This window comes from Xanthomonas sp. BRIP62418, assembly GCF_003993495.1.
GTDB classification, from domain to species: domain Bacteria; phylum Pseudomonadota; class Gammaproteobacteria; order Xanthomonadales; family Xanthomonadaceae; genus Xanthomonas; species Xanthomonas euroxanthea.
Genome location: NZ_QEZG01000024.1, coordinates 75546 through 99994 on the forward strand (window position 1 = coordinate 75546; position 24449 = coordinate 99994).

Here is a 24449-nt window from a genome sequence, read left to right on the forward strand (position 1 = left end):
GACACCGTCAACACGCCACGCCCACCGCGTGCAACACCGCAGCCAGCGCTCAGCCCTGCGCCTTTGCCTGGGAATCGCCACCCAACGCGCCCATGAACTGGCGGTAGTGACGCAGCTCGTCGATCGAATCGCGCACATCGCTCAAGGCGGTGTGGGCCGAGCTCTTGGCAACCCCATTGGCCACCGTCGGCGCCCACCGCCGTGCCAGCTCCTTGATGGTGGACACGTCCAGGTTGCGGTAATGGAAATAGCGCTCCAGGCGCGACATCTGGCGGTGCAGGAAGCGGCGATCCTGGCAGATCGAGTTGCCGCACATCGGCGAGGCACCGGCGCGGATCCACTCGCCCAGGAAGGCCACCGTCTGCGCTTCGGCCTGGGCATGGGTGACCTGGCTGTCGAGCACACGCTGCCACAGGCCCGAACGGCGGTGCTGGTTGCGGTTCCATTCGTCCATGGCTTCCAGCGTTGCCAGCGGATGGGCGATGGCCAGTTCCGGCCCTTCGGCAAGCACGTTCAACTGCGCATCGGTCACGATGGTGGCGATCTCGATGATGGAATCGCGATCGGTATCCAGGCCGGTCATTTCCAGATCGATCCAGATCAGTCGGTCGTTGCCTGCAAGGGTGTCTGCCATGTCGCCGTCCTGTGGAGGGCCGTCGCCGGCCAGATGCTGAAGGGCGCGCATCATACCGCGGCCGCGCCGCTCAGGGCGCGAGGGGCGGCTTGCCACGCTTGGCCCTGAAGTAATTGGTCAGCCGCAGCCCCGCCTCGGCGGCCAGGACGCCACCGCTGACCTGCACGCGGTGGTTGTGGCGCGGGTCGGCGGGCAGGTCGAACACACTGCCGCAGGCGCCGGTCTTGGGGTCGCTGGCGGCGAACACCACCCGCGCGATACGCGCATGGATCATCGCCATTGCGCACATCGCGCACGGCTCCAGCGTGACGTACAACGTGCAGCCGATCAGCCGATGGTTGGCCAGGCGGCGGCCGCCTTCGCGCATGGCCATGATCTCGGCATGCGCGCTGGGATCGTGGCTGGCGATATTTAAGTTCCAGCCTTCGCCCAGCACGTTGCCCTGCGCATCGATCAGCAGCGCGCCGACCGGGATCTCGTCAAAGTCGCGTTCAGCACGCTCGGCCAGCTGCAGGGCGCGTTGCATCCACTGTCGGTCGATAAGCGCCTGCGCCGCGTCGACCGACGTTTCCACCGGCATGCTCACGCGGCGCTGCCGCCCTGGCGATCCAGGAAGGCGGCGAACGCGGCGACGGTGGCTTCGCTGACATGGTGCTCGATGCCTTCGGCGTCGCGGCGCGCGGTGGCCTCGTCGATGCCCAGCGCGAGCAGGAAGCGTTCGACGATCTGATGGCGCTGCCGGCTGGACGCGGCCAGCGCCTCGCCGGCCGGGGTCAGGAACACACCACGATACGGGCGCTGCACCACCCAGCCGTCGCGCACAAGCCGCTTGAGCATCTTGGCCACGGTCGGCTGGGCCACGCCCAGGCGCGCGGCGATATCGACCTGGCGCGCCTCACCGCCGTCGACCAGCAGATCGGAGATCAGCTCCACGTAGTCCTCGACCAGCTCGGCGCGACGCGCCTCGCGCACCTGACGGAAGCTCTCCATGTGCACCTGCGCGTCGATCAGCGCCGGCGCGGCTGCTTCCAGCTTTTCGCTCTTGCCCACCCTCATCCCCGTCATCACGTCCGGCGCCAGTGCCGGGATGCGTAGTTTGAAGCACGCAGCCGATCATTACGATTTAAATTGCCAATGCTCAACAGCATAGCAGTTGCTATATCATCCGTGTGACCCTAGCCAGCCTGCCCCGCATGTCCGCCGATCTCCGTCCCAACGCAGCCCTGCCCCTCCCCTCGCCGGCAGCGGCCCATGGCGGGCTGGGCGACCACCACGCCAGCGTCGCCGTGCCCAAAGGAGGCCATTGGTGGTTCCGGCTGCTGGCATTTCTGGGCCCGGGCTACATGGTGTCGGTGGGGTACATGGACCCGGGCAACTGGGCCACCGACCTGGCCGGTGGCTCGCAGTTCGGCTATCTGCTGCTGTCGGTGATCCTGCTGTCCAACCTGATGGCGATCGTGCTGCAGAGCCTGTCGGCACGGCTGGGCATCGCCACCGGGCTGGATCTGGCACAGGCCTGCCGGGCGCGTTACCCGCGCGGGGTGAACCTGGCGCTGTGGGGCGTCTGCGAACTGGCGATCATCGCCTGCGACCTGGCCGAAGTGATCGGTACCGCCATCGCGTTGAAGCTGTTGTTCGGCATTCCGCTGACCGTGGGCGCCATCATCACCGCGGTGGACGTGGTGCTGGTGTTGCTGCTGATGAATCGCGGTTTCCGCGCGCTGGAAGCGTTCGTGATCGCGCTGCTGTTGATCATCTTCGTGTGCTTCGGCATCCAGATCGCGCTGGCGGCACCACCGATCGCAGCGGTGCTGGGCGGCTTCATTCCGCATGCGCAAGTGGTCACCGACCCGCATGCGCTGTATCTGGCGATCGGCATCATCGGTGCGACGGTGATGCCGCACAACCTGTACCTGCATTCGTCGATCGTGCAGACGCGTGCGTACCCGCGCACCGATGTGGGCCGCAAGTCGGCGCTGCGCTGGGCGGTGACCGACAGCACCGTGGCGTTGATGTTCGCGCTGTTCATCAACGCCTCGATCCTGATCCTGGCGGCGGCGGTGTTTCATGCGCAGGGCCGTACCGATGTGCAGGAGATCGAACAGGCCCATGCCCTGCTCGCACCGATGCTCGGCGTGGGCCTGGCCTCGACGCTGTTTGCCGTCGCGCTGCTGGCTTCCGGCGTCAATTCCACCGTCACTGCCACGCTGGCCGGGCAGATCGTGATGGAAGGCTTCCTGCAATTGCGCTTGCCGCCGTGGCTGCGCCGTCTGCTGACGCGCGGCATCGCCATCGTGCCGGTGGTGATCGTGACCTGGCTGTATGGCGAGGCCGGCACCGCGCGGCTATTGGTGCTGAGCCAGGTGGTGTTGTCGATGCAGCTGCCGTTTGCGGTGATCCCGCTGGTGCGCTTCGTGTCCGACCGTGCGTTGATGGGCGCGCTGGTGGCACCGCCCTGGCTGGTGCGCATCGCCTGGGTCATTGCGACGGTGATCGTCGGCCTGAACCTGAAACTGCTCTGGGATACCGCGCTGCAGTGATCCATCCTAGCGACCCGCCGCGGTGATCCGCCCGTGCGGTCGAGGCTGATGCGCTGGCGGCGCCTCGCAGATACCGAATGCACAACGGCCGACGCCGGACGCCGCAGCTTTCTCATCTCCGGCACGGCCACCGTGGCAGCGTTGCCGCTGCCGGGCTTGGCCAGTGCTGCCCCGGCGTGACGCACTCACCCCACCGCCCCAACCGACCAACAACGGAGTCAAGCCGATGTCCAATTTCGTCACCCGCCCCGACGGCGCCACCATTTTTTACAAGGACTGGGGCAAGGGCCAGCCGGTCGTGTTCTCGCACGGCTGGCCGCTCAGCGCCGATGCCTGGGATGCGCAGATGCTGTTCATGGGCCAACAGGGCTTCCGCGTGATCGCGCATGACCGCCGCAGTCATGGCCGCTCGTCGCAGACCTGGGACGGCAACGACATGGACACCTACGCCGACGACCTGGCGGCGGTGATCGAAACGCTGGACCTGCAGGACGCGATCCTGGTCGGCCATTCCACCGGCGGCGGCGAAGTGGCGCATTACGTCGGCCGCCATGGCAGCAAGCGCGTGGCCAAGGTGGTGCTGGTCGGCGCGGTGCCGCCGCAAATGGTCAAGAGCCCGACCAATCCCGGCGGCCTGCCGATGAGCGTGTTCGACGGCATCCGCGACGGCGTGGCCAAGGACCGCTCGCAGTTCTATCAGGACCTGACCACCCCGTTCTTCGGCGCCAACCGCGACGGCCACAAGGTCACCCAGGGCATGCGCGACGCGTTCTGGCTGCAGGGCATGCTGGGCGGCCACAAGGGCCAGTACGACTGCATCCAGCAGTTCTCCGAAGTGGACTACACCCCGGACCTGGAGAAGATCGACGTGCCCGCACTGGTGGTGCATGGCGACGACGACCAGATCGTGCCGATCGACGCATCCGGCAAGCTGTCGGCCAAGATCATCAAGAACGCCGAACTGAAGATCTACGCCGGCGCTCCGCATGGCCTCACCGTGACCCACGCCGATCAGTTCAACCAGGATCTGCTGGCGTTTGCAAACGCCTGACCTGGTTCGATTCGGGTTACTGAGCCGACTCGCGAGAGTCGGCTTTTTCGTGCGCTCCTGCTTCGCATCGCCCGTTCGAAGTGCGCAAGATCCACTACGCCGTTTTTTTTCTGCTCACGCCCATTCCGCCGCGACCTGCAACAAGGTCGAGCCTGCTTGAACGCCCGGTCACATGGCACACCCGCCGCGCTGCCAAATCGATCGCCTTGAGCTATCGTATGCACCGCCAGCGGCGTGGGGGCCGCTTCAGCATCGTGTACAACCGCCGATAACGGCTAGGTCCGACCGCTGCCGGGGGGCTGCGGCGCACTCGATCCAATCACTAAACGCGTTCAGGGGAATTGCGATGCTTCGTCACTCTTTGCGGGTGCGCCTGCTGTTGCCGGTGCTGGCCTTGGTGCTGGTCGTGGTGGCGGCACTGACGGTCATTCTGGCCATTACCGAAGCGAACCGGGTCAGGTTCGAGGCCGGCGACGCGATCGAGCGCCAGTCGGTGTCCCTGCAGACCTTGTTCTCGGTCACCCGCGCGATGATGCTGGACCGCGTCAATTCCTCCATGCGCCAGCTGCGCAAGGAAGCCAACGCACACGGCGCTGCAAGCATCGGCAACGAAGTGCGCGTGGGCGAGCGCAATGCCAACGACCTGCTGCTGGGCCAGAAGGCGCAGGCCAACGACTTCGACATGCTCGACGATGTCACCGCCATCCACGAAGGCACCGCCACGCTGTTCTCGCGTACCGGCGATGACTTCGTGCGCATCTCCACCAACGTCAAGAAGGACGACGGCAGCCGCGCCATCGGCACCGTGCTCGATCCCAACGGCCAGGCCGCCGCCAAGCTGCGCAACGGCGAAAGCTTCTACGGCGTGGTCGACATCCTCGGCAACCCGTACGTCACCGGCTACGAGCCGATCTTTGCGGGCAACGACAAGCGTGTGATCGGTGCCTGGTACGTCGGCTACAAGGCCGACACGCAGGCGCTGGAAAACGTGGTCAGCAGCCGTCGCGTGCTCGACTCCGGCTTCATCGCCGTGTTCGACAGCAAGAACACGCTGCGCTTCCAGTCCACCACCGGTGCCACCACCGACACCGCCACCATCGAACGGATCGTCAAGGACACGCCGGACGACTGGGTCGTGACCAAGCAGGAAGTGCCGGACTGGGGCTTCACCCTGGTCTCGGCCTACCCCAAGAGCGACGTCAATGACGTGATCGTGCGCCAGTCGCTGTGGATCGCCGGCATCGGCCTGCTGGTCTGCGCCTTGCTGCTCGGCCTGCAATGGGCGTTGATCTGGAGCCGCGTGCTGCGCCCGATCCAGCACCTGACCACCGTGGCCGAAGAGCTGAGCCTGGGCAAGTGGAACCACACCATCGACGAGGTCAACCTCAAGGATGAAATTGGTACCCTGGCGCGCGCCATTTCCCGCCTGTCCAACAGCGTGCGGCTGGCGATGGAACGGCTCAGCAAACGCTGAGCCCCGCGCACCCACTTCGTACCAGATGATGCAAGGAAGACGCCATGTCCACTGAATTCCGTCCGCTGATCGACGTGCTGCGCGAGCTCAAGGCGCTGGCACTGAAGAAGGCGTCCGGCTTTCTGTTCGTCGTCACCGAGGAGAACCACTCCTGCATCGTCCGCCTCAACGCCGGGCAGATCGAAGAAGTGGTGTTCCGCATGTTGCGCAATGACGAGGCGGTACAGCGCCTTACCATGGTCAACGCGGCCAAGGCCCGCTTCCAGGCCGACCCCGGTGCCGGCATGGGCAAGCCGTCGCTGCTGAGCGACGACGCGCGGCAGTGGTTGATGGGCGGTTTCGAACAGGATCTGGGTGGTGCGCCGACACCGCCGCGCGCACCGATTGCATCGGCGCCGGCACCGGTCGCTGCAACGCAGGTCGCCGCAACGCAGGTCGCCGCACCGAGCGCAACATCTGCATCCGCGGGAGCGGGCTTGGCACCCGACGAGCGGGTGCGCGATGCGCTGGAAAAGGTCGCGCTGAATTATCTTGGCCCGATCGCCGGCATGCTCTGCGACGAAGCCTGGGACGCATCGAGCGACATCGAGCAGGTGCTCAACCAGCTGGGCGCCAACCTCTCCACGCCGCAGGAAACGCAGAAGTTCATGGCCGATGCCCGTGTGGCGCTGGCCAAGGTGCGCTGAAGAAGATCGGCGGCGGCGCGGCGCAGCACAATCGACGTCGACATCTTCAAGCGCTACGCACTGCTTTCCAGTACGGCGCGCAACTGGCGATGTACCACTGAACGCAAACCTGTCGGCTAACTGCACGCCCTGACGAAAAGGCGCCTCACGGCGCCTTTGTCGTTCAACTCATTCCCACTCGATCGTCGCCGGCGGCTTGCCGGAGATGTCGTAGACCACGCGCGAGACGCCGCGCAGTTCGTTGATGATGCGGTTGCTGACCGTGCCAAGGAAGTCGTACGGCAGGTGCGCCCAGTGCGCGGTCATGAAGTCGATGGTTTCCACAGCGCGCAGCGCGATCACCCATTCGTAGGCGCGTGCATCGCCGACCACACCCACCGACTTGACCGGCAGGAACACCGCAAATGCCTGGCTGGTCTTGTCATACAGATCGGCCTTGCGCAGTTCATCGATGAAGATCGCATCGGCCTTGGCCAGCAGTTCGGCGTATTCGCGCTTCACTTCGCCCAGGATGCGCACACCCAGGCCCGGACCGGGGAACGGATGGCGGTACACCATCGTGCGCGGCAGGCCGAGTTCGACACCGAGGCGGCGCACTTCGTCCTTGAACAACTCGCGCAGCGGTTCGACCAGGCCCAGCTTCATGTGCTCCGGCAAGCCACCGACGTTGTGGTGGCTCTTGATCACGTGCGCCTTGCCGGTCTTGCTGCCGGCCGACTCGATCACGTCCGGATAGATCGTGCCCTGCGCCAGCCACTTGGCGTTGGCCAGCTTGTTGGATTCCTCGTCGAAGATATCTACGAACAGGTTGCCGATGATCTTGCGCTTGGCTTCCGGGTCGCTGACGCCTTCCAGCTTGGCGAAATAGCGGTCGGCCGCGTTGACGCGGATCACCTTCACGCCCATGTGCTCGGCGAACATCGCCATCACCTGGTCGCCTTCCTGCCAGCGCAGCAGGCCGGTATCGACGAACACGCAGGTCAGCTTGTCGCCGATCGCCTTGTGCAACAGCGCGGCGACCACCGACGAATCGACGCCGCCGGACAGGCCAAGAATCACTTCGTCATCGCCCACCTGCTCGCGCACGCGCGCGATCTGGTCATCGATGATGTTGGCCGCCGTCCACAGCGTCTGGCAGCCGCAGACATCGACCACGAAGCGACGCAGCAAGGTCTGGCCCTGCAGCGTATGTGTCACTTCCGGGTGGAACTGCACGCCGTACCAGCGCTTGTCCTCGTTGGACATCGCCGCCACCGGAATGCGGTCGGTCACTGCGGTAACGGTGAAGCCCGGCGGGACCTGCGACACGTGATCGCCGTGGCTCATCCATACATTCAGTCGCGACGCGCCGGCATGGTCGGTCAAGCCTGCGAGTAAGGCATCGGCCGCCACCACATCGACTTCGGCATGGCCGAATTCGCGTTGATCGGCCGCTTCCGTAGCACCGCCCAGCTGCGCCGCCAGCGTCTGCATGCCGTAGCAGATGCCGAACACCGGCAGGCCGCTGTCAAACACTTCCTGTGGCGCGACCGGCGCACCCGGCAAGGTAGTCGACTCGGGACCACCGGACAGGATGATGCCCTTGGCACCGAAACCGGCAATCTCCGACGGGTCGTGATCCCAGGCCCAGATCTCGCAATACACCCCGATCTCGCGGATGCGCCGCGCAATCAGCTGGGTGTACTGCGCGCCGAAATCGAGGATGAGGATCTTGTCGCTATGGATGTTGGTCATTGAGAGCCGGGATTGGGAATTCGGGATTGGGGATTTGCAACAGCGGAATGGCAGCGGTGCACCGCGCCGAAGGAGATGCGGCGGGCTGTTACGAATCCCCAATCCCGAATCTCCAATCCCGCGGATGGGCATCAGCCCATCCGGTAATTCGGCGGTTCCTTGGTGATCTGCACGTCGTGGACATGGCTCTCGCGCTGGCCGGCACCGGTGATGGTGACGAACTTCGGCTTGGTGCGCATTTCCTCGATGGTTGCGCAACCCACGTAGCCCATCGTGGCGCGCAGGCCGCCGATCAACTGATGGACGATGCCGCCGACCGGGCCGCGATACGGCACGCGCCCTTCGATGCCTTCCGGCACCAGCTTGTCGGCATCGCTGGAATCCTGGAAATAGCGGTCCTTGGACCCCTTCTCCATCGCGCCCAGGCTGCCCATGCCGCGGTAGCTCTTGTAGCTGCGGCCCTGGAACAGCTCGACCTCGCCCGGGGCCTCCTCGGTGCCGGCGAACAGGCCGCCGACCATCACCGTGGAGGCGCCGGCAACCAGTGCCTTGCCGATGTCGCCGGAATAGCGGATGCCGCCATCGGCGATCAACGGAATGCGGTCCTGCAGCGCCTCGGCAACCATGTCCACCGCGGTGATCTGCGGCACGCCGACACCGGCGACCACGCGCGTGGTGCAGATCGAGCCCGGACCCACGCCGACCTTGACCGCGTCGGCACCGGCGTCCATCAGCGCCAGCGCGGCATCGCCGGTGACGATGTTGCCGCCGATCACCTGCAGCTGCGGATACGCCTTCTTGACCCAGGCCACGCGATCAATGACGCCCTGCGAATGGCCGTGCGCGGTATCGACGATGACCACGTCCACGCCCGCCGCAGCCAGCAGTTCGATGCGCTGCTCGGTATCGCCGCCCACACCGACCGCCGCGCCGACCAGCAGGCGCGTGGACCCGTCCTTGGCGGCGTTGGGGTTGTCGGTCTTCTTCTGGATGTCCTTGACCGTGATCAGGCCGCGCAGCTCGAAGCTGTCGTTGACCACCAGGATCTTTTCGATGCGGTTGCGGTGCAGCAGCTCCAGCACTTCCTCGTCACTGGCGCCTTCGCGCACGGTGATCAGGCGATCCTTCTTGGTCATGATATGGCGGACCGGATCGTCGAGCTTCTTCTCGAAGCGCATGTCGCGGCTGGTGACGATGCCGACCAGTTCGCTGCCATCCACCACCGGCACGCCGGAGATGTTGCGCGCGCGGGTCAGCTTGAGCACTTCACCGATGGTCGTGTCCGGGCTCACCGTGAACGGCTCGGTGATCACGCCGGATTCGAACTTCTTGACCCGGGCGACTTCGCCGGCCTGCTGCGCAGGAGTCAGGTTCTTGTGGATGATGCCGATGCCGCCCAGCTGGGCCATGGCCACCGCCAGGCGGTGTTCGGTCACTGTGTCCATCGCGGCCGAGAGAATCGGCAGTTTCAGGCGCAGATCGCGCGTCAGCCGGGTTTCCAGGCTGACGTCCTTGGGCAGGACGATCGAATGGGCGGGGACGAGGGAAACGTCGTCGTAGGTGAGAGCTTCAGCCTGGATGCGGAGCATCGGCGGACCCGAGTTTGGGGAAGCGCGGCATTTTACCCTGAAAGCCTTCACGAAGACACAACGCGACTGCAATGCAGCGTTACGCGCGCGCCTCAACCAGCCGCGTCGGCCGCTTCCAGCGTGTTCTGCATCAAGGTGGCAACCGTCATCGGCCCCACCCCGCCCGGCACCGGCGTGATCCAGGCCGCACGTTGCACGGCCGCCTCGAACCCCACATCGCCGACCAGGCGGCCATCATCCAGTCGATTGATGCCGACATCGATCACCACCGCGCCCGGCTTGACCCATTCGCCCGGAATCAGGCCCGGTCGCCCCACCGCCACCACCAGGATATCGGCATTGCGCACGCTGGCTTCCAGCACTGCGGGCGGGGTGAACTTGTGGCAGCTGGTGACCGTGCAACCGGCGATCAGCAGTTCCAGCCCCATCGGCCGGCCGACGTGATTGCTCACGCCCACGATGGTCGCATTGCGGCCGCGCACCGGCTGGTCGGTGTGCGCCAGCAAGGTCACGATGCCGCGCGGCGTGCACGGACGCAGGCCGAATTCGCGTAGCGCCAGATGCCCGACATTCTGCGGATGGAACCCATCGACGTCCTTGCGCGGATCGATACGCTGGATCAGGCGGTTGGCATCGGGGATGCCGGGCAACGGCAGCTGGATCAGGATGCCGTGAATCTTGGGGTCGGCATTGAGCTGGTCGATCAGCCGCGCCAGCTCGGCCTCGCTGGTGCCTTGCGGCAAGTCGTAGTCGAAGGCCTCGATACCGACCTTTTCCGCCGCACGCCGCTTGTTGCGCACATATACCGACGAGGCCGGATCGCCACCGACCAGTACCACCGCCAGCCCGGGGCGCGTCCTGCCGGCGGCCAGGCGCGCATCCACGCGCAGCTTCAACCCGTCGAGCAGTTCCTCGGCGATGCGGCGACCATCGAGAAGGCGGGCCGGAGCAGAGGCAGCTGGCGCGGAAACGGTCATGGGGCGTCAGGTGTAGAGTCGAAGGCCGTCTATTGTCCCCGATTCCGCCATGACCGACACCACCTCGACACACGATTCCACCACCACGTCCATCGAAGCGGCCGCATTTCGCCGTCTGTTGCAGCATCTCAACCAGCAGCGCCCGGATGTGCAGAACATCGACCTGATGATCCTGGCCGGCTTCTGCCGCAACTGCCTGGGTGACTGGTACCGCGAAGCTGCCGAAGCGCAGGGCCAGCCAATGAGCAAGGAGCAGGCGCGCGAAGCGGTGTACGGCATGCCGTTTGCCGACTGGAAGCAGCGGCATCAGAAAGACGCCACGCCCGAGCAGCTGGACGCCTTCGCGGCCGCTCAACGCCGGCACGGCTGAGTCAATCGGTCTGTCCCCCAGGCCGGCACCTCGGCGCCGGTCGCTCAATTCCCCGAGGCGTTCTCGACCGGCTACGACAACTGCATCGCGACGCCGGATCTCGCGGGCAATGGCGGCGGCCTCGTCCACGCCCAGCTCGACCAGCGCCGCCTGCCCGAACGCCAGCGCCGACGCGAAGGTTTCGCGGCCCTGGCAATCCACTCCGACGGCGACCAACTGCGCTGCGTGCTCACGGCCGCAGGCGCGCACCAGCACGTTGGCCCGCCGTGTCGATCACCAACGGCACGGCGTTCTGGCCAGCAAGGGCCCAAACGACGAACGACGCCAGATGGCGTCGTTCGTGGATGCAGGCGATGGTCAGGCAATCAGCCGCGCGCGTCGGCCTCGGCCAATGCGGTGCGCAGGATTTCCTTGGCCGGCCCGCCATGCTTCTCGTGCTCGAGCGCGAAATGCACGGTGGCTTCGATCAGGCCGATATGCGCGCCGCAATCGAAACGGCGGCCTTCGAAGCGGTAGGCATCGACGGTTTCCTGCTGCAGCAGCCCGGCAATCGCATCGGTCAACTGGATTTCGCCGCCAGCGCCGGCGCCGGTCTCTTCGAGCAATTCAAAGATCTTCGGGTTGAGCACATAGCGGCCGACCACGGCCAGATTGCTCGGTGCCACTTCCGGCTTGGGCTTTTCGACGATGGCGTTGATGCGGCCCTTGCGGCCATCGAACGCATCGGTGGCCACGATGCCGTAGCTGGCGGTCTTGTCGTGCGGCACATCCTCGACGGCGATGACGCTGCCACCGGAGGCCTCGGCCACATCGGCCATCTGGGTCAGTGCACCGGCGCCGCGGTTCCAGATCAGGTCGTCCGGCAGCAACACCGCGAACGGCTCATCGCCGACGACGGCCTTGGCACACAGCACGGCATGGCCCAGGCCAAGCGCTTCGGCCTGCGTCACGAAAATGGCGCGCACGCCTTCCGGCAGGGCATGCCGCACCAGCTCCAGCTGCTCGAGCTTGCCGGCGCGCTCGAGCTTCTGCTCCAGCTCGTAGGCCTTGTCGAAGTAGTCGGCGATGGAGTGCTTGTAGCGATTGGTCACGAAGATCAGCGTGTCGCAACCAGCCTGGATGGCTTCGTCGACGGCGTACTGGATCAGCGGTTTGTCGATGATTGGCAGCATTTCCTTCGGAACCGTTTTGGTTGCCGGAAGAAAGCGGGTCCCAAGACCTGCGACGGGGAATACGGCCTTGCGAATACGCTTGCTCATTAAAGTCTTCTGACCTCACGTGCGGGGAATGGAACGACCGTATCAGATCGCGCGTCGACTTTCCGTCGAGCCGCCGCAAAATCCGGCATCAGGCTGCCCAGCACAGTCTCCATCGCCTTGATGTCATAGCGGTTAACCGCCTCACGCAGGCGCGTCACCAGCTGCAACACCTGCTCGTGCGAGAACTCGCGCACGCCGGCCTCCAGAATCTTGGGATGCGCGGTGGGGCGATAGTCCTCGTCGGAATAGAACAGGGTTTCGTGCAGCTTCTCGCCTGGACGCAAGCCGGTATAGAGGATCGCCACGTCCTTGCCGGGCTGCTTGCCGGCGAGACGAATCATCTGCTCGGCGAGCAGGCGAATCGGCACCGGCTCGCCCATGTCCAATGTGTAGATCGCCCCGTGCGAGGCGGAGGCGGCGGCCTGCACCACGAGCTGGCAGGCTTCCGGAATGGTCATGAAGTAACGTGTCACATCCGGGTGCGTCACCGTGACCGGGCCGCCCTGGCGGATCTGTTCGCGGAACAACGGCACCACGCTGCCGGCCGAATCCAGGACGTTGCCGAAGCGCACGGTGATGAAGCGCGTCGGCGCATCGCGCGCGTCGAGACTCTGGCAGATCATCTCGGCGTAGCGCTTGCTCGCGCCCAGCACATTGACCGGCTCGACCGCCTTGTCGGTGGAGATGAAAACGAAGGTCTCGATGCGTGCACGCTGGCAGGCGCGCGCCACGTTTTCGGTGGCCAGTACGTTGTTGCGTACCGCCTCGCGCAGTTGCTCTTCCAGCAACGGCACCTGCTTGTAGGCGGCGGCATGGAACACCGCATCCGGCGGTGCGGTGTTCAAGGCATGCGCGACCACCGCCGGGTCGCCGCAGTCGCCCAGCACGCGCACCACTTCGATATCGGGGAACAAGCGGCGCAGGTCCGAATCGACGGTCAGCAATGCCAGCTCGTCGATCTCCAGCAGCACGATGCGGCGTGCGCCATGACGGGCGCACTGGCGGCAGACTTCCGAACCGATCGAGCCACCCGCGCCGGTCACCATCACCGTCTTGTTGGTCAACCAGTCGCGTATCAGGCGCCAGTCCGGGGTGACCGGCTTGCGATTGAGCAGGTCCTCGATTGCGACCTCCTTCAACTCGCCAGGCAAGGAGCGCCCTTCCAGCACGTTGATCAGCTTCGGCACCATGCGGAACGGCAGCCCGGTGCTTTCGCAGATGGCCACCACGCGCTGCATGCCGGAGGCATCCAGCGACGGAATCGCAATGACCAGCAGCTTGGCAGCCGTCTCCTTGGCGATGGCTGCCGCCTGATCCAGGCTGCCCAGCACGTTGAGACCCTGGATCTTGGCGCCATGCAGGTTGTTGGCATCGTCCAGATACCCGACCGGCACAAATGCACCAGTGCGGCGCAGATCGCGGACAAGACCCTCGGCAGCGCGACCTGCGCCCAGGATCAATACGCGCTGCGCGGCGTCGCCGGAGTGTGCAATCTGGTAATCCTTCCAGGCGCGATACAGCAACCGTGGCGTGCCCAGCAGTGCCGACAGGGCGAATGGGTAGACGACCAGCACCGACAGCGGCACCCCGTCCAGGCGGTCATAGGACAGCGCCAGCACGATCGCGACTAGGCCGAGGAAGCTCGACTTGAAGATGTTCCACAGGTCCGGCACCGACGCGAACCGCCACAGCCCGCGATACAGGCCCATCTTCCAGAACACCAGGCCTTGCGCGACCAGGACGACGCCGGTGCGCCAATCCCACAACGGCAGATCGGGGGCGTCGCGCAGCATCGAGTAGCGGCCGGCGTGCAGCAGCTGCCAGCACACCCACACCATCAACAGGTCGTGCAGCACCACCGCTGCTTGCGGCAGGGCCTTGGTCAAACGATCACGCCAGGAAATCATAAGAGTCCATTACTCACGAATTGCGCACTCCATCGCGCAGAAAAAACCAGATTGCGGTGGCACCCAGGCCCCATGCCAGGGCTCCGGACACTTGCTGCCAATTTGCATCATGACGAAGTAACACATACAAGCAGACGGCAGCGACGCTGAAAGCGAAATAAATCCCGGTTACCGGAACGTGTGCCTCAAGCCTGCGCGCCAGCCGCTGATAGAGATGTTGGGCGTGCGGCTCCCACCAACGTTGTCCGTCGAGCATGCGAGACAGCAGCGTGAAGCCGGCGTCTACAAGAAATGCGGTCAGCGGCAGCCAGCTGATCCACCAGCTCACTTGCCCGCTCGCCACTGTCAGCGCTAGCAACGCCGCCAGCACATAGCCCAAGGCACCACTGCCGCCGTCGCCCAGAAAGATGCGCGCACGTGGAAAGTTGAACGGCAAGAATCCCAGGCAGGATGCGGCCACGGCAAGACCGGCCCACGCCCAGGCGCCCGGCACGACCGCGGCAAACGCCAGGGCAGCCAGCGCCGCCTGGCTGCTGGCCAGGCCGTTGATGCCGTCCATGAAATTCCAGACGTTGATCAACACCACCGACGCCATCGCGGTGAGCACGCCATCCCACAGCTTGCCGGTGTGATGGCTGACCAGCCAGCCCAGCAGGACCGATGCCAGCAGATGGATCGCAAAACGCAACCTGGCCGAGAGCGGACGATGGTCGTCCCACCAACCGACCCCGGCCACCAGCACCAGACCTGCGGCGAACCAGCTGATGACCAGGCCTGCCGCCGGCCACAACACGCCTGCCACCACGCACCCCGCCAGCATCGCCGCTACGATTGCCATGCCGCCGCCCCGTGGTGTGGCGACCACATGGCTGCGGCGTTCGCCCGGATGATCGAGCAAGCGCCGATGCAACGCATAGCGCCGCAACAGCCAGGTCCCCAGTGCCGCGACCGTCAGGTGCAACAGACACCACCACAGCCAGGCCTGCGGCATCAGACCACCGCGTAGTTCAACAGCGGCTTGACCGTGCCCCATTCCTTGCAGCTCGGGCATTGCCAGTGGTGCGTCTTGGCACCGAAACCGCAGCGGGTACAGCGGTAGCTCGGGTTGCGCACCAGCAACTGGTCGGTGATGTGCTTGAGATCCTGCAAGGTGCCGACCGGGTCGCTGCCTTCGGCCAGGGTCAGGTCGATCAATGCCGATTCGCCGCGGACCGATGGCCGATCCTTGAGCTGACGCCCCAGGTAGGCCAGCGCCGGCGCTACGCCATCCTGCGCTTCCATCAGCTGCGTCAACGCCAGCACCGGCGCGATGCCGCGATAGTGCTCGGTCATCTCCGACAGGAAATTACGCGCACCTGCGATATCACCCACCCGGCGATAGGCCGCCATCAGTGCAGGGATGATTTCAGGCAGGTATTCCGGATCGTGCCGCGCCGCACGTTCGAACGCGCGGACGGCCGCTTCGTCGTGTCCGCGCTCGGCTTCGATGCGTCCTTCCAGAATGCCCGCACGCACCGAGGTGCCATCGGCCTGGTAGGCGCGCGCGACCGCCTGCAGCGCTTCGTCGGGCTTGCTCAAGCCGCGGTAGCGATCGGCAAGCTCGCACTCGAATTGCGAAATCAGCTTGCCCATCGGCTCGCCGGTGACTTCTTCGTAACGGGTGGCATTGTCGATCGCCTTTTCCCAATCACGCTCGGCCTGATAGATGCCGATCAGATGACGCAACGCCTGCGGCGCACGCTGATCCAGTTGCGCCAGCTCGGTGAATACGGTCTCGGCACGATCCAGCAGGCCGGACTTCATGTAGTCCTCGCCCAGCGCCAGCAAGGCCTGCACGCGCTGTTGGTCGGTCAGGTCGGCGCGTTGCACCAGGCCCTGGTGCAGCCGGATCGCGCGATCGACCTCGCCGCGACGGCGGAACAGATGTCCCAACGCGACCTGGGTCTCGAAGGTTTCCTTGTCCAGTTCGGCGATGTGCAGAAACAGCTCAATCGCCTTGTCCGGCTGCTCGTTGAGCAGATAGTTCAGCCCGCGAAAATAGGTGCTGGACAAGCGACTGACCTGGGTATCGCCATGGCGCTGGCCACCGCGGCGGCCAACGACCCAGCCCCCCAACGCTGCCAACGGCACGAACAGGAAGAACCAGATCCACTCGGTCAAAAAGTCCATACGCGCTTACAGTCCATCAAAGGGGCGCGGCTCGACTGCGGCAGGCGCAATCGGCCTGGCATCGGTGCGACTGACTGCAACGGCCTTGTTGGCCTGGCGCAGTTTGGAATAGAGGGGAATCACCACACTGACCAGCACCATGCCGGCACCGATCAACACACCGACCAGCAGCGCGACGATGATCGCGATCCCGGAGGTCGTATGCACACTGGAGAAAAGGAAGTCGAGAGTGACGTCCTGGGAATTGACCGCGCCGATGATCAGACCGACCAGCAGGAAGGCCAACATCACCAGCAAACGAAACACCTTCATGGCCGGACTCCGTCGAAAGAGGCTTAGCTTAACCGAGCCGACATAAACGCAGCGGCAGAACGAGCGTCAGTCGGTCGCATCAAGCAGATCGACCGGGACCACGGAGCTGACACGCTCACGCAATTCCTTGCCAGGCTTGAAGTGCGGAACATGCTTGCCCGGCAACGCGACCGACTCACCGGTCTTCGGATTACGGCCCAGACGTGGCGGGCGGTAGTGCAACGAGAAGCTGCCGAACCCGCGGATTTCGATCCGATCACCATCGGAGAGCGCCTGCCCCATCATTTCCAGCAGCGATTTGACTGCCAGATCCACGTCGTCCGCCTTCAGATGCGCTTGACGTCGCGCCAGGATTTCAATCAATTCGGACTTGGTCATGGGAAGACTTGCTTTTTCGACTGACACATCGGAATCGGCCCGGGCAAGCCCGGGCCGATCCATCACGCTCTTGCGAGCGCTACGCGCTTACTCGGACTTGTTGCTGTTTAACTGTGCACGCAGCAGCGCGCCCAGCTGAGTCATGCCGCCCGACGCAGCGGAGGACTGGTATTCCTCCAGCGTTTCGCGCATTTCGGCATCGTCCTTGGCCTTGATCGACAGCTGCAGGGTGCGGCCCTTGCGGTCCATTCCCACGAACTTGGCTTCGATCTTGTCGCCGACCTTCAGGTGCTGGGTCGCATCGTCCACGCGCTCGTTGGCGATGTCGCGTGCAGCGACGTAGCCTTCGATGCCATCGGCCAGGTCGATCGTGGCGCCCTTGGCATCCACTTCACGCACCACGCCTTCGACCTTCGAACCCTTCGGGTTGGACGCCATGTATTGGCCGAACGGATCCTGCTCCAGCTGCTTGACGCCCAGGCTGATGCGCTCACGTTCCGGATCGACTGCCAGCACGACGGCTTCCAGCGTGTCGCCCTTCTTGTAGTTGCGCACGACGTCTTCGCCGGTGGTGTTCCAGCTGATGTCGGACAGGTGGACCAGGCCGTCGATGCCGCCGTCCAGACCGATGAAGATGCCGAAGTCGGTGATCGACTTGATCTGGCCGGACACCTTGTCGTTCTTCTTGTGGGTGGCAGCAAAGGTTTCCCACGGATTGGCGGCAACCTGCTTCATGCCCAGCGAGATGCGGCGACGCTCCTCGTCGACATCCAGCACCATCACTTCGACTTCGTCACCAACCTGCACGACCTTGGACGGGTTGACGTTCTTGTTGGTCCAATCCATCTCGGAGACGTGCACCAGGCCTTCGACGCCCGGCTCGATCTCGACGAATGCGCCGTAATCGGTGACGTTGGAGACCTTGCCGAACACGCGGCTGTTGGCCGGATAACGACGGGCGATGTTGTCCCACGGATCTTCGCCCAGCTGCTTCAGGCCGAGGCTGACGCGGTTACGCTCGCGATCGAACTTCAGCACGCGCACGTCCAGCTCGTCGCCGACGTTGACGACTTCGGACGGATGGCGCACGCGCTTCCAGGCCATGTCGGTGATGTGCAGCAGGCCGTCGATACCGCCCAGGTCCACGAACGCGCCGTAATCGGTCAGGTTCTTGACGACACCCTTCAGGATCGCGCCTTCCTGCAGCTTGTCCATCAGCTGCTCGCGCTCTTCCGAGTGCTCGCTCTCGACCACGGCACGACGCGAAACCACCACGTTGTTGCGCTTGCGGTCCAGCTTGATCAGCTTGAACTCGAGTTCCTTGCCTTCCAGGTAGGCCGGGTCGCGCACCGGGCGCACATCCACCAGCGAACCAGGCAGGAACGCGCGGACATCCTTGATGTCCACGGTGAAACCACCCTTGACCTTGCCGCTGATGCGGCCGGTGATGGTTTCGTTCTTTTCCAACGCCTCTTCCAGCTCGTCCCACACCATTGCGCGCTTGGCCTTCTCGCGCGACAGCACGGTCTCACCGAAGCCGTTCTCGATGGAATCGAGGGCAACCTTGACCTGGTCGCCTACGCCGACATCGATCTCGCCAGCGTCATTACGGAACTGCTCGATCGGCACGATGCCTTCGGACTTCAGGCCAGCGTTGATCACCACCACGTCGCCGCGCACTTCCACGACGGTACCGGTGACGATCGAGCCCGGCTTCAGCTTCGCCAGATTGGCTTGACTGGCTTCGAACAGTTCAGCAAAAGATTCTGTCATTTGAATTTTACTCAGTTGAACACACGGGCGTTGATCGTCGAATGCGACAGATGCCAAGCGCCCAGCCTGTTGGTCGACTCCGGACAGCAAGTCGGTTAAGTAGTCATAGAACCACCACACGGGATGTGCGACGGAGCCTTGGAACGCCTTACGGTCGGCGGGACATGCCCGCTTGCGGAACGCTTACGACGACGTGCGGGCGGCTAACACCCCGACCACACGCTGGACGACATCCTCGATCCCTATTCCGCTGGTATCGATCAGCACGGCGTCTTCGGCCGGCCGCAATGGCGCCACCACCCGCTGCGCATCACGGGCATCTCGAGCCATGATCTCGCGCAGCAGGTCGTCAAAGATAACCGAAACACCCTTTTCCATCAACTGTTTATGGCGACGGCCCGCACGTTCTTCGGCACTGGCGGTCAGAAACACCTTGAAGGCGGCATCGGGGAAGATCACCGTGCCCATGTCGCGCCCGTCTGCGACCAGGCCGGGCGCGCGCCTGAATGCGCGCTGGCGCTCTTTCAGCGCGCTGCGCACCTCGGGAATGGCGGCAATTGCCGAAGCCAGCGCCCCGGTGGTTTCCAGGCGCAGCTCGCCAGTGGCATCGGCGCCGTTGACCAGTACCCGCAGCCCCGCCTCGCCCGCGTCGTCGAACTCCACCTTGGTATCGAAGGTGCAGCGCACCAGCGCGGCCGGGTCGGAGACGTCCAGATCGGCCCAGCTCGCCGCCACGCCCACGGCGCGATACAGTGCGCCCGAATCGAGGTAATGCCAGCCCAGCCGGGCGGCCACGATCCGGCTCACGGTGCCCTTGCCGGCGCCGGAGGGACCATCGATGGTAAGGACGGGCGAAAGGTCGGTCATTCAGGTTTCCGGAAGGTCATCAGCCGGTAGTGTAGCGCCGCTCGCAGCGATTGCGATGCAACCACTTGAAAGCACGACGAAAAGCCGGTTAGAATTGCCGGCTTAATTCCGGGTGCACCCTCGATTGCGGGCACTCTTCCATCGAATCCAACCGTTTACGCCGAGGTGTGCCATGAAAGTCCTGTCCTCCCTGAAGTCTGCGAAGACCCGTCACCGCGACTGCAAGGTGGTCCGCCGCCGCGGCAAGGTCTTCGTGATCTGCAAGTCGAACCCGCGTTTCAAGGCGCGTCAGCGCTAAGCCTTCGCCGCGCGTGCAAGACCCGAGAAAGCCGCCTCCGGGCGGTTTTTTCTTGGCCGATGCTTCACGCCGGCGATGGCTACATGCAGGCTGGAGTGTGTCGGGGGTATGGCGGGCTTGGCGCGGCATTCAACCTGACCGACATTCGGCGCGGCGTTGGGTAACACCGCCCTGCAGGCACGCCCGTCCTGAGTTTTTGCTGTAATCCCATCCGAATCTTGTCCACTGGGGAGTAGATGACATGCGCAACCGTTTGTTTGTCCTGCCGCTGATCGCACTGATGGGGATCAGCGCCGTCGCGTCGGCCGATACGCTGCTGGTGGACCGGGTACAGCAAAAGCCTGCCGCTGCCCTGCCCCTGCGTGGCGACAGCATGAGCCAGGTCGAAGGCCGTTACGGTGCGCCGCAGGAAAAGCTGGAACCGCGCGGCGGCCAGAAGCGCCAGTGGCCGACGATCCACCGCTGGGTGTATCCGGCCTTCACCGTGTACTTCGAAAAGAGCCGGGTGATCGACGTGGTGGCCAATCAGGCCGATGCCAACGAGATCGGTCCCAAGCCACCGATCAGGTGATCGGGTGGCGTTCGAGCGCCATCGGATGGTGGCTGCAACGCTGGTCTGATCCAATGATGCGCGGGATACGATCACTGCGCGCTTCACGCAACGGCGATGTCGTGCAGCACACCCCGGATGCAGGCAGATCGCGAGCGTCGATGCGAGTTACTCGCACGCGCCGATTTGAGGCGAGTCCCTCGCAAGCGCCCGCACATCCCTGTGCGGGGATTTGAATTAACAGCCCGGGCTTGCCTGGGCATTGATGGGTAATTTCAGGTATGACCGATAGCGTCCGCTTTCCCGCCGAGTGGGAACCTCAATCCGCCGTGTTGATTGCCTGGCCGCATGCGGGCACCGATTGGGCCGAGCGCCTTGCCGAGGTGGAAGAGACCTATATCGCGCTGGTCACGGCGATTTCCCGCTTCGAGCCGGTGATCGTGTGCGTGGCCGATGACGATCTGCAGATCTACGCGGAAGCGCGGCTGCGCTCGGCGCGGGTGGACATGGCGCGGGTGCGCTTCGTGGTTGCGGCCTACAACGACACCTGGCTGCGCGATTCCGGCCCGATCACGCTGCGCCAGGATGGCGGCTTCCGCCTGATGGATTTCCGTTTCACCGGCTGGGGCGGCAAGTTCGAGGCGAGCCTGGACGATCAGCTGGTCACTTCGCTGGATGCGGCGCAGGTGTTCGTGCCCTCGCAGGTGCAGACGGTCGACTTCGCGCTGGAAGGCGGCGCGATCGAGACCGATGGTGCCGGCACACTGCTGACCACCTGGACGTGCCTGCACGAGCGGCATCCGCAGCGCACGCGCGATTCGCTGAGTACCGAGCTTGCCGCGTGGCTGGCGCAGGACCGCGTGCTGTGGCTGGATCATGGCTACCTGGAAGGCGACGACACCGACGCGCATATCGACACGCTGGCGCGCTTTGCCGGCCCGGATGCGATCGTCTACCAGGGCTGCGATGTGGCCACCGATTCGCACTACACCGAACTGCAGGCGATGGGCGCCGAACTGGCGGCGTTGCGCACCGCCGATGGGCAGCCGTATCGCCTGTTCGTGTTGCCATGGGCCGAGCCGATCCTGGATCAGGGCCGGCGCCTGGCCGCCTCGTACGCCAATTTCCTGATCGTCAACGGGGCGGTGCTGATGCCGGCCTACGGCGACAAGGCCGATGCGAGCGCGCAGGCGGTGCTGGCCGAAGCGTTTCCGCAGCACACCATCGTGCCGGTGCCGTGCCGCCCGCTGATCTGGCAGAACGGCAGCCTGCACTGCCTGACCATGCAGCTGCCCGCCGGTTTGCTGGCGGGCTGATCCATTCCTGTTCCGGCCGGCAGGCCGGTGTTACGCCATCGCGCGCTACCTTAGTGCGCCACTTCGCTGGACCAATCGCCATGACCCGTCATCTCCTTCCCGTCGCGCTGATCCAGGAGCGCAACCACGGCGACGCCGAGGCCAATCTGGCCATCATCGAATCGCGTGTGGCCGAAGCCGCCGCGCAGGGCGCCAAGCTGGTGCTGCTGCAGGAACTGCACAACGGTGCGTATTTCTGCCAGCACGAGTCGGTGGACGAATTCGACCTGGCCGAGCCGATCCCCGGCCCCAGCACCGAGCGTCTGGGCGCGCTGGCCAGGCAGCATGGCGTGGTGCTGGTGGCTTCGTTGTTCGAGCGCCGCGCGGCCGGGCTGTATCACAACACCGCGGTGGTGTTCGAAAAGGACGGCCGCCTGCTCGGCAAGTACCGCAAGATGCATATCCCGGACGATCCGGGCTTCTATGAGAAGTTCTACTTCACCCCGGGCGATCTTGGCTTTGCGCCGATCGATACCTCGGTCGGCCGGCTGGGCGTGCTGGTGTGCTGGGACCAGTGGTACCCCGAGGCCGCGCGCCTGATGGCGCTGGCCGGTGCGGAGCTGCTGCTCTACCCCACCGCGATCGGCTGGGATCCGGACGACCAGCAACCCGAGCAGGAGCGCCAGCGCGATGCCTGGGTGCTCAGCCATCGCGGCCATGCGGTCGCCAACGGGGTGCCGGTGCTGTCGTGCAACCGCGTCGGCCATGAGCCCTCGCCGCTGGGCGCGTCGGGCATCCAGTTCTGGGGCAACAGCCATGTGCTGGGGCCGCAGGGCGAATTCATCGCCGAAGCCGGCCAGGACCCGACCGTGCTGGTGTGCGACGTCGATCTGCAGCGCAGCGAACACGTGCGCCGCATCTGGCCGTTCCTGCGCGATCGCCGCATCGATGCGTATGGCGATCTGCTCAAGCGCTACATCGACTGACCGCATGCCAGTCGAGTTGCGCAAGGCTGGCGCTGTCCGCGGCAAAGCCGTGCTTGGCGAGCTGATCGCACGCGGCAAACAACGCAGCGGTCGACCGATGATTGCGGTGATCGGCGATGCCGACACCCTGGCATCGCGACGGCTGCATGAACGTTTTGGTTTTCGCACGGTCGGAACGTTCACCGGTAACGGCCGCACGCATGGTCGCCGGCTGGACGGCGTGCAGTTGCAAGGCACGCCCGGCTCCGGCGACACCGCCCCTCCTTCTGATGAATGACCCCATGACTGAGCAGACCACCCACGTTCTGGACGATGCGCTGTCCGGCCAGCCGCATCGCATCGTCGAACGCGATGGCGTGCGCTATACCTTGCTCGGCACCGCGCACGTGTCACTCGCCAGCGTGGCTGCGGTGCAGCGGGCGATCGGCAGCGGCCGCTATGACGCGGTGGCGGTGGAACTGGACGCACAGCGCCTGCAGGCGCTCAGCGACCCGGATGCCCTCGCCCGGCTGGACTTGGTGCAGGTGATTCGCAAGGGACGGGTGGCCTTGTTTGCGGCGAATCTCGCCCTGGCCGCCTACCAGCGCCGCCTGGCCAAGCAGCTCGGCATCGAACCGGGCGCGGAGTTGAAGGAAGCGGTGAACCTGGCACGCGCGCAAGGTCTGCCGGTGCACCTGATCGATCGCGAAGTCGGCCTGACCTTCAAGCGCGCGTCCGGGCGGCTGGGATTCTTCGGCAAGATGAAACTGGCCGGTGGCCTGCTCGGTGGGCTGTTCGCGGCCGACGAGGTGGGCGAAGAGGAAATCGAGAAGCTCAAGCAAGGCGACATGCTGGAGGCGAGCTTCGGCGATTTCGCCAGCGAAAGCCCGGAACTGTACGAAACCGTGATTGCCGAGCGCGACCAGTACATGGCCACGCGCCTGCGCGAGGAAGCCAGGACGGACCAGCGCGAGATACTGGCGGTGGTCGGCGCAGGACACCTGGCCGGTCTTGCGCGCCACCTGGAACAGGACACCGACGCGCCCGGCCCATTGCGCGAGTCGCTGGAGTATGTGCAGCAGCGCAAGCGCATTCCGTGGATCACGCTGGGCATTCTGGCGGTCATCATCACCGGCATCGGCATCGGGTTCTGGCGCGGCGGCCTGAGCATGGGCGCGGACCTGTTGTTGCAATGGGCGATGTATACCGGCGGCTTGGCCGCGCTGGGCTGCCTGCTGGCCGGCAGCCACCCGCTGAGCATTCTCACCGCGGCGGTCGTGGCGCCGTTCAAGCCGTTCCGCCTGAGCGTGCCGACCGGCGCGTTTGCCGCGCTGGTCGAGGTGCACATGCGCAAACCGGCCTATGGCGATTTCCTGTCGCTACGCGACGATGCGCAGACCTTGCGTGGCTGGTACCGCAACCGCGTCTCGCGCGTGGTGCTGACGTTCCTGCTGACCAACGTCGGCAGCATGGCCGGTGTATGGCTGGCGGGCGTGCAGATCTTCAATCGCCTGCACGGGTGAGTGTGAGGGTGCCGCAGATCCGATGCTTCGCGTAGGAGCGCACCCGGGCGCGATGGGCATTATCGGTAGTGCCCGTCGCGCCCGGGTGCGCTCCTACG

General features: G+C 65.0%; 24 protein-coding genes and 2 pseudogenes. 11 read left to right on the plus strand and 15 right to left on the minus strand.

Annotated features, from left to right (window positions below):
* Positions 1-49: 49 nt before the first annotated feature.
* From orn to mntR, 3 genes are all read right to left on the minus strand, one after another.
* A complete protein-coding gene (gene orn, locus EO174_RS02925) occupies positions 50-634 on the minus strand; it encodes an oligoribonuclease (protein ID WP_126942116.1) in 585 nt (194 codons plus the stop codon).
* Between the two features lie 70 nt (positions 635-704).
* Positions 705-1220, minus strand: coding sequence for a tRNA adenosine(34) deaminase TadA (gene tadA / locus EO174_RS02930; protein WP_164740058.1), 516 nt, complete (start codon positions 1218-1220; stop codon positions 705-707).
* Positions 1217-1684 carry a manganese-binding transcriptional regulator MntR gene (mntR, locus tag EO174_RS02935; RefSeq protein WP_024939187.1) on the minus strand — a complete coding sequence of 156 codons (468 nt, stop codon included), beginning with the start codon at positions 1682-1684 and terminating at the stop codon, positions 1217-1219. The genes tadA and mntR overlap by 4 nt, the downstream gene beginning before the upstream one ends.
* 143 nt (positions 1685-1827) lie before the next feature.
* Here mntR and EO174_RS02940 point away from each other — a divergent pair, with 143 nt between their 5' ends.
* From EO174_RS02940 to EO174_RS02955, 4 genes are all read left to right on the plus strand, one after another.
* Positions 1828-3174 carry an Nramp family divalent metal transporter gene (locus tag EO174_RS02940; RefSeq protein WP_126942119.1) on the plus strand — a complete coding sequence of 449 codons (1347 nt, stop codon included), beginning with the start codon at positions 1828-1830 and terminating at the stop codon, positions 3172-3174.
* Positions 3175-3400: 226 nt separating this feature from the next.
* Positions 3401-4225, plus strand: coding sequence for an alpha/beta hydrolase (locus EO174_RS02945; protein WP_104582537.1), 825 nt, complete (start codon positions 3401-3403; stop codon positions 4223-4225).
* 346 nt (positions 4226-4571) lie between these two features.
* Positions 4572-5699 carry a Cache 3/Cache 2 fusion domain-containing protein gene (locus tag EO174_RS02950; protein ID WP_104582536.1) on the plus strand — a complete coding sequence of 376 codons (1128 nt, stop codon included), beginning with the start codon at positions 4572-4574 and terminating at the stop codon, positions 5697-5699.
* Between the two features lie 44 nt (positions 5700-5743).
* Positions 5744-6385: a hypothetical protein gene (locus EO174_RS02955; protein ID WP_126942122.1), complete on the plus strand. Its 642-nt coding sequence runs from the start codon at positions 5744-5746 to the stop codon at positions 6383-6385.
* 168 nt (positions 6386-6553) lie between these two features.
* Here the strand turns inward: EO174_RS02955 and guaA are convergent, their stop codons facing one another.
* The 3 genes from guaA to folD form a co-directional block, all read right to left on the minus strand.
* Positions 6554-8119, minus strand: a complete 1566-nt coding sequence (guaA, locus tag EO174_RS02960) for a glutamine-hydrolyzing GMP synthase (RefSeq protein ID WP_126942125.1) — start codon at positions 8117-8119, stop codon at positions 6554-6556.
* 131 nt (positions 8120-8250) lie between these two features.
* On the minus strand, positions 8251-9708 hold the full coding sequence (gene guaB, locus EO174_RS02965) for an IMP dehydrogenase (protein WP_016903541.1): 1458 nt from the start codon (positions 9706-9708) through the stop codon (positions 8251-8253).
* A 92-nt stretch (positions 9709-9800) separates the two neighbouring features.
* A complete protein-coding gene (folD, locus tag EO174_RS02970) occupies positions 9801-10685 on the minus strand; it encodes a bifunctional methylenetetrahydrofolate dehydrogenase/methenyltetrahydrofolate cyclohydrolase FolD (RefSeq protein ID WP_104582533.1) in 885 nt (294 codons plus the stop codon).
* A 49-nt stretch (positions 10686-10734) separates the two neighbouring features.
* Here folD and EO174_RS02975 point away from each other — a divergent pair, with 49 nt between their 5' ends.
* Positions 10735-11055: a DUF1244 domain-containing protein gene (locus EO174_RS02975; protein ID WP_126942128.1), complete on the plus strand. Its 321-nt coding sequence runs from the start codon at positions 10735-10737 to the stop codon at positions 11053-11055.
* An 81-nt stretch (positions 11056-11136) separates the two neighbouring features.
* Here EO174_RS02975 and EO174_RS23120 read toward each other — a convergent pair.
* The 9 genes and pseudogenes from EO174_RS23120 to cmk form a co-directional block, all read right to left on the minus strand.
* Positions 11137-11316 (minus strand): annotated as a pseudogene (locus EO174_RS23120) (hypothetical protein); the annotation flags it as partial.
* A 104-nt stretch (positions 11317-11420) separates the two neighbouring features.
* On the minus strand, positions 11421-12314 hold the full coding sequence (gene galU, locus EO174_RS02985; protein ID WP_016903544.1) for a UTP--glucose-1-phosphate uridylyltransferase GalU: 894 nt from the start codon (positions 12312-12314) through the stop codon (positions 11421-11423).
* Entirely contained in the window at positions 12314-14221 is a 1908-nt protein-coding gene (locus tag EO174_RS02990) for a nucleoside-diphosphate sugar epimerase/dehydratase (RefSeq protein WP_164739802.1), read from the minus strand. The genes galU and EO174_RS02990 overlap by 1 nt, the downstream gene beginning before the upstream one ends.
* A gap of 13 nt (positions 14222-14234) precedes the next feature.
* Positions 14235-15212, minus strand: coding sequence for a glycosyltransferase family 4 protein (locus EO174_RS02995; protein ID WP_126942131.1), 978 nt, complete (start codon positions 15210-15212; stop codon positions 14235-14237).
* Complete coding sequence (gene lapB, locus EO174_RS03000) at positions 15212-16390, minus strand: lipopolysaccharide assembly protein LapB (RefSeq protein WP_104582530.1); 1179 nt, start codon at positions 16388-16390, stop codon at positions 15212-15214. Before lapB ends, EO174_RS02995 begins: the two co-directional genes overlap by 1 nt.
* Positions 16391-16396: 6 nt before the next feature.
* Entirely contained in the window at positions 16397-16702 is a 306-nt protein-coding gene (locus EO174_RS03005) for a LapA family protein (protein WP_104533506.1), read from the minus strand.
* A 66-nt stretch (positions 16703-16768) separates the two neighbouring features.
* Entirely contained in the window at positions 16769-17080 is a 312-nt protein-coding gene (locus EO174_RS03010) for an integration host factor subunit beta (protein ID WP_104582529.1), read from the minus strand.
* An 87-nt stretch (positions 17081-17167) separates the two neighbouring features.
* Positions 17168-18853: a 30S ribosomal protein S1 gene (gene rpsA, locus EO174_RS03015; protein ID WP_016903550.1), complete on the minus strand. Its 1686-nt coding sequence runs from the start codon at positions 18851-18853 to the stop codon at positions 17168-17170.
* A 183-nt stretch (positions 18854-19036) separates the two neighbouring features.
* Complete coding sequence (cmk, locus tag EO174_RS03020) at positions 19037-19720, minus strand: (d)CMP kinase (protein WP_104582528.1); 684 nt, start codon at positions 19718-19720, stop codon at positions 19037-19039.
* Between the two features lie 172 nt (positions 19721-19892).
* Between cmk and ykgO the strand changes: the two genes are divergently transcribed.
* The 6 genes and pseudogenes from ykgO (at position 19893) to EO174_RS03050 (ending at position 24351) form a co-directional block, all read left to right on the plus strand.
* Positions 19893-20018: a type B 50S ribosomal protein L36 gene (ykgO, locus tag EO174_RS03025; RefSeq protein ID WP_005913193.1), complete on the plus strand. Its 126-nt coding sequence runs from the start codon at positions 19893-19895 to the stop codon at positions 20016-20018.
* A gap of 241 nt (positions 20019-20259) precedes the next feature.
* Positions 20260-20589, plus strand: a complete 330-nt coding sequence (locus EO174_RS03030) for a hypothetical protein (RefSeq protein WP_104582527.1) — start codon at positions 20260-20262, stop codon at positions 20587-20589.
* Between the two features lie 260 nt (positions 20590-20849).
* On the plus strand, positions 20850-21884 hold the full coding sequence (locus EO174_RS03035; protein ID WP_164740059.1) for an agmatine deiminase family protein: 1035 nt from the start codon (positions 20850-20852) through the stop codon (positions 21882-21884).
* A gap of 80 nt (positions 21885-21964) precedes the next feature.
* Positions 21965-22849, plus strand: coding sequence for a carbon-nitrogen hydrolase (locus EO174_RS03040; RefSeq protein WP_104582525.1), 885 nt, complete (start codon positions 21965-21967; stop codon positions 22847-22849).
* 16 nt (positions 22850-22865) lie between these two features.
* Positions 22866-23126: pseudogene (locus EO174_RS03045) on the plus strand (phosphinothricin acetyltransferase); the annotation flags it as partial.
* A 4-nt stretch (positions 23127-23130) separates the two neighbouring features.
* Positions 23131-24351: a TraB/GumN family protein gene (locus tag EO174_RS03050; protein WP_181142027.1), complete on the plus strand. Its 1221-nt coding sequence runs from the start codon at positions 23131-23133 to the stop codon at positions 24349-24351.
* Positions 24352-24449 lie beyond the last annotated feature (98 nt).

Excerpts from the sequence above, each read along its gene's own strand:
- orn (WP_126942116.1), bottom strand. The coding sequence starts at position 634 with ATGGCAGACACCCTTGCAGGCAACGACCGACTGATCTGGATCGATCTG.
- EO174_RS02940 (WP_126942119.1), top strand. The coding sequence starts at position 1,828 with ATGTCCGCCGATCTCCGTCCCAACGCAGCCCTGCCCCTCCCCTCGCCG.
- EO174_RS02945 (WP_104582537.1), top strand. The coding sequence starts at position 3,401 with ATGTCCAATTTCGTCACCCGCCCCGACGGCGCCACCATTTTTTACAAG.
- EO174_RS02950 (WP_104582536.1), top strand. The coding sequence starts at position 4,572 with ATGCTTCGTCACTCTTTGCGGGTGCGCCTGCTGTTGCCGGTGCTGGCC.
- EO174_RS02955 (WP_126942122.1), top strand. The coding sequence starts at position 5,744 with ATGTCCACTGAATTCCGTCCGCTGATCGACGTGCTGCGCGAGCTCAAG.
- guaA (WP_126942125.1), bottom strand. The coding sequence starts at position 8,119 with ATGACCAACATCCATAGCGACAAGATCCTCATCCTCGATTTCGGCGCG.
- guaB (WP_016903541.1), bottom strand. The coding sequence starts at position 9,708 with ATGCTCCGCATCCAGGCTGAAGCTCTCACCTACGACGACGTTTCCCTC.
- folD (WP_104582533.1), bottom strand. The coding sequence starts at position 10,685 with ATGACCGTTTCCGCGCCAGCTGCCTCTGCTCCGGCCCGCCTTCTCGAT.
- EO174_RS02975 (WP_126942128.1), top strand. The coding sequence starts at position 10,735 with ATGACCGACACCACCTCGACACACGATTCCACCACCACGTCCATCGAA.
- galU (WP_016903544.1), bottom strand. The coding sequence starts at position 12,314 with ATGAGCAAGCGTATTCGCAAGGCCGTATTCCCCGTCGCAGGTCTTGGG.
- EO174_RS02990 (WP_164739802.1), bottom strand. The coding sequence starts at position 14,221 with ATGATTTCCTGGCGTGATCGTTTGACCAAGGCCCTGCCGCAAGCAGCG.
- EO174_RS02995 (WP_126942131.1), bottom strand. The coding sequence starts at position 15,212 with ATGCCGCAGGCCTGGCTGTGGTGGTGTCTGTTGCACCTGACGGTCGCG.
- lapB (WP_104582530.1), bottom strand. The coding sequence starts at position 16,390 with ATGGACTTTTTGACCGAGTGGATCTGGTTCTTCCTGTTCGTGCCGTTG.
- EO174_RS03005 (WP_104533506.1), bottom strand. The coding sequence starts at position 16,702 with ATGAAGGTGTTTCGTTTGCTGGTGATGTTGGCCTTCCTGCTGGTCGGT.
- EO174_RS03010 (WP_104582529.1), bottom strand. The coding sequence starts at position 17,080 with ATGACCAAGTCCGAATTGATTGAAATCCTGGCGCGACGTCAAGCGCAT.
- rpsA (WP_016903550.1), bottom strand. The coding sequence starts at position 18,853 with ATGACAGAATCTTTTGCTGAACTGTTCGAAGCCAGTCAAGCCAATCTG.
- cmk (WP_104582528.1), bottom strand. The coding sequence starts at position 19,720 with ATGACCGACCTTTCGCCCGTCCTTACCATCGATGGTCCCTCCGGCGCC.
- ykgO (WP_005913193.1), top strand. The coding sequence starts at position 19,893 with ATGAAAGTCCTGTCCTCCCTGAAGTCTGCGAAGACCCGTCACCGCGAC.
- EO174_RS03030 (WP_104582527.1), top strand. The coding sequence starts at position 20,260 with ATGCGCAACCGTTTGTTTGTCCTGCCGCTGATCGCACTGATGGGGATC.
- EO174_RS03035 (WP_164740059.1), top strand. The coding sequence starts at position 20,850 with ATGACCGATAGCGTCCGCTTTCCCGCCGAGTGGGAACCTCAATCCGCC.
- EO174_RS03040 (WP_104582525.1), top strand. The coding sequence starts at position 21,965 with ATGACCCGTCATCTCCTTCCCGTCGCGCTGATCCAGGAGCGCAACCAC.
- EO174_RS03050 (WP_181142027.1), top strand. The coding sequence starts at position 23,131 with ATGACTGAGCAGACCACCCACGTTCTGGACGATGCGCTGTCCGGCCAG.